Below are 10,203 nucleotides of genomic sequence, written 5' to 3'. Positions count from 1 at the left end.
TTAGTAGTAATCAAAACAGAACCACTCTTTTTGATGATATATCTTTTAAATTATGGGAAGTTCAAGCTTTGATTGAGAACGACTTTTAATTAATGTACCGTAGTGACGCCTTTTTAAACCATAGGTAATGATGCTTAGACTCGGATTTTTAATACTGGTGCTTGTTGCTGTTCTGACTCAAATCAGTCAGGCGGTTGCTGATGTGCATCAATCTCACCAATCCTCTTCTGAGCAACACCTCAATTTTGAGCATGACGAATCCCACATCGATAAGCGCAATCTCCCTAAAAGTGGCGAAATCAGCTTTGACTACCATCATTGCTGTCACTGCCATGGTTCATTTCATTTATATGCCATGAAGGCTGAAAAAACTCTCGCGTTACCACGAATGGGCACAATACGTCTTGGGTATACTGAGTTTTACACTAACCCACTATCATCGCCGCTGTTCCGGCCTCCCATCTCCTCATAGCTGCCTAATACGCTGCTTTAGCAGCGCAACTAAATCATTATTTTACGCAGTAATATGACTGAGGAGTCTATCTATGGGTCCGTTTTCGACACATAGCAAACGCTTGTTTGTTGCCGTAAGTCTGGCAATAAGTTCAAGCTACGCCAATGCACAACAGTTGCCCGAGCAATGGCAAAAAACTGTGCAGCAACACCCCAGTGTTGAAGCCGCTCAACAGCAGGCTGAAGCGCTGATCCAACAGGGCAAACAATTAAATCAGCCTTTGTACAACCCTAGCTTATCGTCACGCTTAGAGCGCGAGGGTGACATCAATAATTACGCTGTTGGTCTAAGCCAGACGCTGGACTGGAGCACTCGCAATGAAGCAAGGGCCAGTCAGAGTGACGCCATGACGGCTATGGCAGTGAGTATTTATCGCCAGTCGGCGACATCGCATGCTAAAACTTTGTTGAATGCCTATGTGCAATGGCTGGACGCAAAACAGCGTTACGCACTGGCTGAGCAGCAAGAGAAAATCGTTAAACAGGCGATAAGCCTGGTTGCCGAACGACGTAAAGCCGGTGACTTAGGTGCCGTCGACGAACAACTGACGGTACTCGCGCTAAGTCGGCAACTGCAACAAACGGCAGCGGCTTATCAACAACTGCAATCCGCTGAAGCAGAGTTAAACGCTCTGCTAACAACGTCTGATGTCGGTCAACTCTCCATTAATGAGGAGCTATTTAACGTTGAACCTGCGTTAACGGCTCGTTGGCAACAACATCCAGCGTTAAAAGCCGCTTACCTGCAATGGCAATTAAAGCGCGCCGATGTCGACTGGAAACGCTCGTTAACCACCGCCAACCCAACCGTAGGCGTCGAAGCGGGCGAGAGCGATAACGAAACAGTAATTGGCTTATCATTCAGCATTCCACTACAGGTTCGCAATAACTACAGCGATGCGGTGCGCGCAGCCAATAGCGAAGCTGTTGCTGAAGAAAAACGTTTGATTGCACTAAGGCAACAATGGCAAGCAGCACTGAAATCGTCTCTTAACAATTATCGTTTTGTGAAAAAACAGTGGCAAAGCTGGCAAAGAGACTTTCAATCTCGGCAGGATGAGTCGATGCAGGTGATTGAGCAGTCCTGGCTCGCCGGTGACCTATCCACCACAGACTACCTCACCGCTGTGCAACAGCAGCTCGATAGCCAATTTGCAGGGATAGCGCTGCAAACACAATATCGGTTGGCCGCCATTGAATGGTTGTACCGTTCGGGCGAACTCAGTAAAGCACTGACGTTATCGCCGTTAAGCCAGCCAACAAACGCAGAGATTGGAGAGTAAACGATGTCAGTAAAACCTTTATACGCAGCAATAGCACTTGCGCTGAGCTTTTCGGTTATGGCGCAGGATGAACACGGACACGACGAAAAAGAAGATACCCACAAGGAAGAAGGCAAACACGAGCAAGGTGAACATAAGGAAAGCTCAGGCGTGGAGCTATCCAGCAAGCAGCTATCCATGGCAGATATCACCACGCGAACCTTGCAAACTCAAGTCATTGAATATCCGGTTTATGCCCCGGGCGAGGTGGTTGCTAACGACTTTAATAGCTATATCGTGAGTCCGCGCATCGATTCGACCGTGCTCAAACGTTTTGTCAGTATTGGCGACCACGTCGAAAAAGGTGAACCACTAGCCACCCTCTTCAGCGCGATCATGGCGGAGGCGCAAAGTCAGTATTTGGTCACACTTAACGAATGGCAACGCGTGCAGTCGCTCGGTGAGTCAACGGTGGGTGAAAAACGCTTTGTCGAAGCGAAAAACGCCTTTACCTCAGCGCAAGCGCAACTCAAAGCATTTGGTATGTCAGCCAGTGATATTAAGCGTTTAAGTAAAGCTGACTACCCTATCGGCGAATACCAACTGACCTCAGAAATTGGCGGGATTGTGGTTAGCGATAACTTTAAGCAGGGCCAGCAAGTTAATGCCGGTAACCACTTGGTTGAAGTGCTGCAAGAAGAAACCCTGTGGGTTAATGCTCGGCTACCAGGCTCAGCTGACCTTAATGTGCAGTTTGGTGATGCTGTTACGGTAAGTGTCGATAATCAGCGCTTTGCGGCAAAAGTCATTCAGGAAGGCCACACAATAGACCATAAAACCCGAACCCGAACGGTACGACTTGGGGTAAATAACGAAAAGGACCAATTACACCCTGGTTTATTTGCGGATGTTTATTTCTCAGTCAAGTCCGATGGACCGGTGCTTGCAGTTAAGGACTCAGCCTTAATGCGGGCACCTGATGGTGACTGGCAGATATTCATTGAGCACGAACCCGGAAAGTTTGAACCGAAGAAAGTCGAATTGGTTGATGAAAAGGGTCCGTGGAAAGTTATTCGAGGCGTTAAGGAAGGCACAAAATACGTAGACAACGGCGCGTTTTTCGTTCGCTCACAAATCGCTAAAGGCGGTTTTGACCCACATAACCACTAACAGGAGGTTGTATGTTTCAGCGCATTATTCAGTTTGCTGTCGCCAATCGCCTGTTATTGGTATTGGCTTTATTCAGCATCAGCATTGCGTCATTTTTTATTATTCCCAAACTTAATCTGGATGCCTTTCCCGATGTTACCAACGTTCAGGTAACGGTAAATACGGAAGCACCAGGATTAGCAGCGACCGAAGTCGAGCAGCTTATTACCTATCCGATAGAGTCGGTGATGTATGCCCTGCCCGACGTCAAAGAAGTTCGGTCAATCTCAAAAACAGGTTTATCGGGCATTACCGTGGTATTTGACGAGAGTGTCGATATCTACTTTGCCCGGCAACTGGTATTCGAGCGGCTGCAAGCGGCAAAGGAGTTGATTCCAGAGGGAGTCGGCACGCCCGAAATGGGCCCTAACTCTTCCGGTCTCGGCCAGGTTTATCAGTATCTGCTACTTGCCGAGCCGGGCTCTGGTGTCAGTAGCATGGAGCTACGCAGTCTTAACGACTATGTGGTTAAACTGCTACTGATGCCCGTTGAGGGAATTACCGAAGTCTTGTCCTTTGGCGGTGAAGTTAAGCAATATCAGGTTAACCTCAATCCCGCCAAGCTGCTGTCTTACGACCTTACCCAGCAAGATGTGATGAGCGCGGTCAACAAGAATAACGGTAACGTTGGTGGTTGGTATATGCCCCGCGGTCAGGAGCAGTTGGTTATTCGCGGCACCGGCTGGCTGGAAAGCGGTAAAAAAGGCCTGCAACAAATACGACAAATACCGCTCAAAACCGTTGACGGCGTTTCCGTAACACTGGGACAGGTTGCCGACGTCGAAATCGGCAGTGAAATTCGCCAGGGAGCGGTCTCAATGTCGCGTAAAGTCGACGGCGAGGTCAACCAGCTGGGCGAAGTGGTGTCGGGTATTGTGCTCAAACGCAAGGGCTCGAATACCAAAGCCACCATCGACGGTATTAAAAAGCGCATTCCGCTTATTCAGCAAGCATTACCCGAGGGTGTCACCTTTGAGCCGTATTATGATCAGGCCGATTTAATACAAAAAGCCGTATCTACGGTCGCATATTCACTGCTCATTGCCTTTGTCTTTATTATCGCAGTATTAGCACTGTTTTTGCTCAACATACGCGCTACTTTTTTAGTGTTACTGTCCATTCCCGTTTCTATCGCCATTGCCCTGATGGTAATGTCCGCGATGGGCATGTCAGCTAACCTGATGTCGCTGGGCGGGATTGCTGTTGCCATTGGTATGCTGGTCGACGGCTCCGTGGTGATGGTTGAAAACATCTTTAAGCACTTAAGTCGTCCGGATAGTGAACACCAAGACGACGCCGAGCAACGCACAGAGCACCGCGACCCAGATCCTCAGGCAGCCAAACTCGATAGCCATGGTATCAAGCTGCGAGTTAAGGAAGCGGCGAACGAAGTGGCACGACCGGTATTCTTTGCCGCCATGATTATCTTGGTGGTCTTTATGCCACTGTTTAGTTTTCAGGGTGTTGAAGCTAAATTATTTGAGCCCATGGCTATCAGTATTATGTTGGCCATTATCTCCGCGGTTTTTGTGGCCATCATGGTTGTACCGGCATTAGCCAGTTACTTTTTCAGTCGGGGTATTAAGCCTCGTGAAAATAAACTGCTTAAACCACTAGATAATGGTTATAAAAGACTATTATCGGTGGCGTTACGCAGTAAAAAGGCTGTTATTACCCTGGCCGGTGTGCTGTTTGTCGGCGCTTTGGTGTTAGTGCCTCGTCTCGGCACAGAATTTGCGCCCGAATTGGAAGAAGGCACGATTAATATTCGCGTGACATTAGCCCCCTCCTCTAACCTTGAAACGGCCTTAGAGGTGGCTCCGAAGCTTGAAAAAATCCTGATGTCGTTCCCGGAAACCACCTACGCACTCAGCCGCATTGGACGAGCTGAAGTGGGCGGCGATCCAGAGCCTATCAGCAACATCGAGTTATATGTGGGTCTTAAGCCGCAGTCTGAATGGACAACGGCATCCGATCGCTACGCCTTACAAGAAAAAATGGAGGCAAAACTAGATGCTCACCCAGGCTTGTTGTTTAATTTTTCACAACCTATTGCAACACGGGTTGATGAACTGCTCTCAGGTGTAAAATCGCAGCTAGCCATCAAACTATTTGGACCCGAGCTTGACGTGTTGGCCCGTAAAGGCCAGGAAATAGAAAGTGCCGTCAAGCAGGTTGACGGGGCCGTTGCAGTAGCGATGGAGCAAATAAAAGGTGAAGCACAACTCGTGGTTTCGCCGAAACGCCAACAACTCTCACGCTACGGCTTAAATGTCTCCGATGTACTTAGCGTTGTCGACAATGGCTTGGGTGGCGCTTCGGCAGGCCAGATCATTCGCGGTAATGAGCGCTATGATATTTACGTGCGGCTGGCCAAGCAATTCCGCGATACGCCGGAGTCTATTCGCTCGTTACGCTTGTTAACTCCTTCGGGAGCCTGGGTAACCGTAGGCGAAGTCGCCCACGTCGCAATTGAATCAGGACCACCGCAAATCCGTCGTGATGATGTACAGCGTCGCGTTGTGATTCAATCGAACGTTCAGGGTCGTGACATGGGTAGCGTGGTTGCCGATATTCGGAAGGCGATTGACGAGAAGGTGGATTTACCAACCGGTTACTCAGTCGATATTGGTGGCCAGTTCGAAAGTCAACAACGAGCACAGGAGCGCTTGTCCATTGTCGTTCCCATATCGCTGGCACTCATCGCCCTGCTGCTTTATTTTGCTTTCGGCACCATGGGTCAAGCCATGTTGATTTTGGTGAATGTACCATTGGCAGTCATCGGCGGTATTGTGGCTCTCTATGTGTCAGGACAGTACTTATCGGTGCCCAGCGCCGTGGGTTTCATCACACTGTTTGGTGTGGCGGTACTAAACGGTGTGGTTCTGGTCGAAAGTATAAACCAGAGAATAACCGATGGGCATGCAGTTAATGATGCCGTGTTTGATGGCGCATGGTCGCGACTACGCCCGGTATTAATGACGGCAATAACCTCAGCGTTAGGACTCATTCCCATGCTGTTTGCAACCGGCGCAGGCGCTGAAATTCAGCGTCCATTGGCCACCGTCATTGTTGGCGGTTTGGTGTCTGCGACATTGCTAACACTGGTTATCTTACCCGTGCTCTATCCTTGGTTTTCGAAACAAAAAATTAAGGATCTGAGCCGTTAGGGTTCAGCACTTAAGGGGGCGGTTATTGCCGCCCCTTCTACTACAAAGAGGAACGTATTATGGGGCATCACCATAACCATGATCACTCAAAGGACATGCCGTCCAACCGATTAGGGTGGGCATTTGTTCTTAACTTTGTTTTCACCATTATCGAGTTTATTGGTGGCTTTCTTACCAACAGTACCGCCATTTTAGCTGATGCCGTTCATGATCTTGGCGATAGCTTGTCGCTTGGCCTGGCGTGGGTACTTAATAAGCTGGGCAAAAAACAGGCTAACCAACACTTTACCTACGGTTATAAGCGACTCAATCTTGCCGGTGCATTTATTAATGCCGTTGTTTTAATCGCAGGCTCTGCCTGGGTACTTGTGGAAGCGATTCCCAGACTCTGGAACCCTCAAATGCCCATCGCTGATGGCATGATCGCTTTAGCCGTCGTTGGCATTACAGTTAATGGATTTGCCGCTTACAAATTGTCAGAAGGTAAAACGTTAAACGAGCGCGTTATTAACTGGCACTTGCTGGAAGATGTTCTCGGCTGGGTTACTGTACTTATCGTTGGTATTGTTTTGCTGTTTGTGGATTGGCCAATTCTCGATCCGCTACTGTCGATTGGTTTTACTCTATTTATTTTAGTGAATGTGCTGCGCAACCTGTGGGCAACGCTGAAACTCTTCATACAAGCAACTCCGGACAAAGAAACCTACAGACAAGTCGCTGACACTTTGCTGGAGCTACCTCATGTTGCTGACCTACACCATCTGCATTTTTGGTCACTAGATGGCGAGGAGCATGTATTAACCGTTCATTTGGTGTTAACTAAGAACCTTGATATTGAGGCTCGTAGCGACTTAAAACAGCGCATCGATAACGTCCTTGCGCCCTATGCTTTAAGCCATACAACAGTAGAATTAGAAGATCCTGATGAAGCGTGTAGGGACAACTGATAATGAGTGCATTATTTTTATTGAAAACGCTCGGGTTATTTATTGCAACCGCAATTGCCGAAATTGTCGGTTGCTATTTACCCTACCTATGGCTCAAAGAGGGCCATTCCGTTTGGTTGCTCATTCCGGCAGCAATAAGCTTAGCTTTATTTGCTTACTTATTAACACTTCATCCAGCGGAAAGCGGGCGGGTCTACGCAGCTTATGGTGGTATTTACGTGTTAACTGCCATAGTCTGGCTGCGAATTGTCGATAAATCGCCACTATCCAATTTCGACCTGATTGGCACGACGTTTGTGCTAACCGGTATGGGGATTCTTGTGTATGGCTGGCGTTAGCTATAAAGCAATTCAGTTAAAGAACTCCACTCAAAAGTTTTACACAGACTAGCGCACCTTATGTTTGTCCGTCGTAGCGTCCTCAACCCCATCATTAAGCGACGCCATCAGTGGACAATAGACATCTCCGTGTCCGGCGCTGCATTTTTGCACCAACTCATTCAGCGCTTGTTCAATTTGCTGTAAGTGCGATATCTTTCGACGAACACTGGTGAGCTTTTGCTCTCCAAGCTCCCGTGCTTCATCGCAATGAGCGCCATCTTGCAGAGTTAATAGCTCACCAATTTCATCCAGACTAAATCCGAGCCATTGAGACGCGCGAATAAAATGAAGCCGAGCAAGCGCTTGTTCGTCGTAATGTCGGATCCCCCCATACGGCTTCTCCGGCTCGCTCATTAGCCCTCGGCGCTGATAATAGCGCACCGTTTCCACGCCCACGCCGGCTGTTTTGGCCAGCGTGCCAATTGTCATTACGTTGCGTTTTTTTAACATAGCTATTGCTTCCGTAGTGAGGTACGGGTCTAAGATTAACACATTAAAGCAAAATGCCCGAAGGAGTTACTCTTATGTCAAATTCAAAATCTGGTCGGGGCTCTCTTCTCGCGGGAGGGATCGCAGCGACTCTGGCATCTGCGTGTTGTCTGGGTCCCCTCATATTACTTGCACTCGGTGTATCCGGGGCCTGGATTGGGAGCCTCACAGCACTTGAGCCTTATCGACCCATTTTTATTGCCATTGCATTGATTGCCATATTCTTTGCCTGGCGTCGAATATACCGGCGTGCTGATGACTGCAACCCTGATAACACCTGCGCAACGCCAAGTGCTCGTAAGAGCTACAAAGTGATGTTTTGGCTCGTTGCGGTGCTTACTTTAACAGCACTGGCGTACCCCTATGCTGTTCCTTTCTTTTACTAGGAGGCAATACACGATGAAAAAAGCAATGATAACAACCATTTTATTTTTACTGTTTAGCATGCCCGCATTGGCGGCTGAGAAAACCGTCACGCTATCAGTACCCGGTATGACATGCGTCACCTGCCCAATTACCGTCAAAGCTGCACTTGGCCAAGTCGCAGGTGTGAGCGCCGTCGATGTCCGTTTTGAAGAGCGGGATGCAACAGTGACATTCGACGACGAAAAAACGTCAGTTAAGGAGCTTACTGAAGCAACGACAAATGCAGGATACCCATCAACACTGAAAGCAACGGCGGCAAAAAATCAGTCATGAAACATCACAATACCTTATAGCTACTGTAAAACTGAAAGACCAAGGAGTAACCGTTATGAGTAGTAACAATTTACACATTGCTGTCATTGGTAGCGGCGGCAGTGCGATGGCTGCGGCACTCAAAGCGACTGAAGGAGGTGCCCGAGTGACGCTCATTGAGAGAGGTACTATTGGCGGAACTTGTGTCAATATTGGCTGTGTCCCGTCTAAAATCATGATCCGAGCGGCTCATATCGCCCAACTGCGGCGAGAAAGCCCTTTTGATAAAGGCTTAAGTACTCATACTCTTAAGGTAAATCGATCAACTCTCCTCGAGCAACAACAGGCTCGGATAGAAGAACTCCGTGAATCCAAATACCAGAGTATTCTTAGAGAGAATTCCGCCATTACCGTTATTAACGGCGAAGCCCGCTTTATAGACGATGAAACTCTTTCCGTATCACTTTGCGATGGCGGTGAGCAAACGGTTCACTTTGACCGTGCTTTTATCGGCACCGGGGCCCGACCCGCACAACCACCCATCCCCGGCTTAGCTGAAACCCCTTACCTTACTTCGACAAGCGCATTAGAGCTAAATGACATTCCTAAGAGCCTCCTTATTATTGGAGCCTCGGTCGTTGCTCTTGAGTTAGCACAAGCCTTCGCGCGTCTCGGTAGTGACGTTACTGTTTTGGCCCGCAGTCGAGTGTTATCCCAAGACGAGCCTGCCATTGGTGAAGCAATAGCGACTGTTTTTGATCGCGAAGGCATCAATGTGCTTGAGCATACAGAAGCCAGCGAAGTGCGTTACGACGGACAACACTTCATTCTCAAAACCAATGCCGGAACATTAAAAGCAGAACAACTGCTCGTGGCCACAGGCCGTACGCCCAATACGGAAAACCTCGATTTAAAAACCATCGGTGTACAAACTGAACGCGGTGCAATAACGATTAACGATCGCATGCAAACCTCTAACTCAAGAGTATATGCGGCAGGCGACTGTACGAATCAGCCGAAGTTTGTCTATGTCGCCGCCGCAGGCGGCAGCCGAGCCGCTATTAACATGACGGGCGGTGATGCGCATCTTGATCTCAGTGCCATGCCCGAGGTTATCTTTACTGATCCACAAGTCGCCACGGTGGGTTTATCAGAAGCTGATGCTAAAACTGGTGGTTACGTCACCGAAAGCCGCACGTTGGGCCTTGAAAATGTCCCACGGGCATTGGTTAACTTCGATACCCAAGGGTTTATAAAAATTGTCGCAGAAAGTGGCAGCGGCCGGCTGCTCGGTGTTCAAGTCGTCGCAGGAGAAGCTGGTGAGTTGATTCAAGCTGCTGTAATGGCGATAAGAGCAGGAATGACAGTCAATGAGTTGGCTGATGAGCTCTTCCCATACCTTACGATGGTAGAAGGCTTAAAGTTATGTGCTCAAACATTCACTAAAGATGTTAAGCAATTATCTTGCTGCGCTGGATGAGATAACCTAGCTTAACTTCACTGGACAGTTACCAATATTTCGGGTTTAGCTGCTGGTTGGTGATAGGTTAAGCTA

At 48.5% G+C, this 10,203-nt stretch carries 10 protein-coding genes; 8 read left to right on the top strand and 2 right to left on the bottom strand.

All coding sequences use genetic code 11. The annotated features are described in order from the left end of the window. Positions 1-148 precede the first annotated feature (148 nt). Entirely contained in the window at positions 149-334 is a 186-nt protein-coding gene (locus ABNS04_RS11595) for a hypothetical protein (protein WP_006956204.1), read from the bottom strand. A gap of 211 nt (positions 335-545) precedes the next feature. Between ABNS04_RS11595 and ABNS04_RS11590 the strand changes: the two genes are divergently transcribed. The 5 genes from ABNS04_RS11590 to ABNS04_RS11570 are packed head-to-tail and all read left to right on the top strand — an operon-like array spanning position 546 to position 7,439. Continuing rightward, the gene (locus tag ABNS04_RS11590; RefSeq protein WP_006956205.1) at positions 546-1,796 is read left to right on the top strand and encodes a TolC family protein; all 1,251 of its coding nucleotides are present in this window, start codon (positions 546-548) and stop codon (positions 1,794-1,796) included. 3 nt (positions 1,797-1,799) lie between these two features. After that, complete coding sequence (locus ABNS04_RS11585; protein ID WP_006956206.1) at positions 1,800-2,945, top strand: efflux RND transporter periplasmic adaptor subunit; 1,146 nt, start codon at positions 1,800-1,802, stop codon at positions 2,943-2,945. An 11-nt stretch (positions 2,946-2,956) separates the two neighbouring features. Further along, complete coding sequence (locus tag ABNS04_RS11580) at positions 2,957-6,154, top strand: CusA/CzcA family heavy metal efflux RND transporter (protein ID WP_006956207.1); 3,198 nt, start codon at positions 2,957-2,959, stop codon at positions 6,152-6,154. Between the two features lie 59 nt (positions 6,155-6,213). After that, positions 6,214-7,101, top strand: coding sequence for a cation diffusion facilitator family transporter (locus ABNS04_RS11575; protein WP_348671518.1), 888 nt, complete (start codon positions 6,214-6,216; stop codon positions 7,099-7,101). Between the two features lie 2 nt (positions 7,102-7,103). Next, positions 7,104-7,439, top strand: coding sequence for a YnfA family protein (locus ABNS04_RS11570; protein WP_006956209.1), 336 nt, complete (start codon positions 7,104-7,106; stop codon positions 7,437-7,439). A gap of 48 nt (positions 7,440-7,487) precedes the next feature. On the opposite strand, the gene merR is transcribed toward ABNS04_RS11570, so the two are convergent. Further along, a complete protein-coding gene (gene merR / locus ABNS04_RS11565) occupies positions 7,488-7,931 on the bottom strand; it encodes an Hg(II)-responsive transcriptional regulator (RefSeq protein ID WP_006956210.1) in 444 nt (147 codons plus the stop codon). A gap of 74 nt (positions 7,932-8,005) precedes the next feature. Between merR and merT the strand changes: the two genes are divergently transcribed. The 3 genes from merT to merA are packed head-to-tail and all read left to right on the top strand — an operon-like array spanning position 8,006 to position 10,128. Continuing rightward, positions 8,006-8,356, top strand: a complete 351-nt coding sequence (gene merT / locus ABNS04_RS11560) for a mercuric ion transporter MerT (protein ID WP_272977604.1) — start codon at positions 8,006-8,008, stop codon at positions 8,354-8,356. A gap of 13 nt (positions 8,357-8,369) precedes the next feature. Then, a complete protein-coding gene (gene merP / locus ABNS04_RS11555; protein WP_272977605.1) occupies positions 8,370-8,669 on the top strand; it encodes a mercury resistance system periplasmic binding protein MerP in 300 nt (99 codons plus the stop codon). Positions 8,670-8,724: 55 nt separating this feature from the next. Next, complete coding sequence (gene merA, locus ABNS04_RS11550; RefSeq protein ID WP_272977606.1) at positions 8,725-10,128, top strand: mercury(II) reductase; 1,404 nt, start codon at positions 8,725-8,727, stop codon at positions 10,126-10,128. Positions 10,129-10,203: the final 75 nt, after the last annotated feature.

Origin of the sequence: uncultured Idiomarina sp., from assembly GCF_964010655.1 — a bacterium.
GTDB classification, from domain to species: Bacteria; Pseudomonadota; Gammaproteobacteria; order Enterobacterales; family Alteromonadaceae; genus Idiomarina; species Idiomarina baltica.
Note: the sequence above shows the minus strand (reverse complement) of the source record. Positions and strands in the feature narration are given on the sequence as shown.

Coding starts and splice junctions, on each gene's coding strand:
- ABNS04_RS11595 (WP_006956204.1), bottom strand. CDS start 334: ATGGCAGTGACAGCAATGATGGTAGTCAAAGCTGATTTCGCCACTTTT.
- ABNS04_RS11590 (WP_006956205.1), top strand. CDS start 546: ATGGGTCCGTTTTCGACACATAGCAAACGCTTGTTTGTTGCCGTAAGT.
- ABNS04_RS11585 (WP_006956206.1), top strand. CDS start 1,800: ATGTCAGTAAAACCTTTATACGCAGCAATAGCACTTGCGCTGAGCTTT.
- ABNS04_RS11580 (WP_006956207.1), top strand. CDS start 2,957: ATGTTTCAGCGCATTATTCAGTTTGCTGTCGCCAATCGCCTGTTATTG.
- ABNS04_RS11575 (WP_348671518.1), top strand. CDS start 6,214: ATGGGGCATCACCATAACCATGATCACTCAAAGGACATGCCGTCCAAC.
- ABNS04_RS11570 (WP_006956209.1), top strand. CDS start 7,104: ATGAGTGCATTATTTTTATTGAAAACGCTCGGGTTATTTATTGCAACC.
- merR (WP_006956210.1), bottom strand. CDS start 7,931: ATGTTAAAAAAACGCAACGTAATGACAATTGGCACGCTGGCCAAAACA.
- merT (WP_272977604.1), top strand. CDS start 8,006: ATGTCAAATTCAAAATCTGGTCGGGGCTCTCTTCTCGCGGGAGGGATC.
- merP (WP_272977605.1), top strand. CDS start 8,370: ATGAAAAAAGCAATGATAACAACCATTTTATTTTTACTGTTTAGCATG.
- merA (WP_272977606.1), top strand. CDS start 8,725: ATGAGTAGTAACAATTTACACATTGCTGTCATTGGTAGCGGCGGCAGT.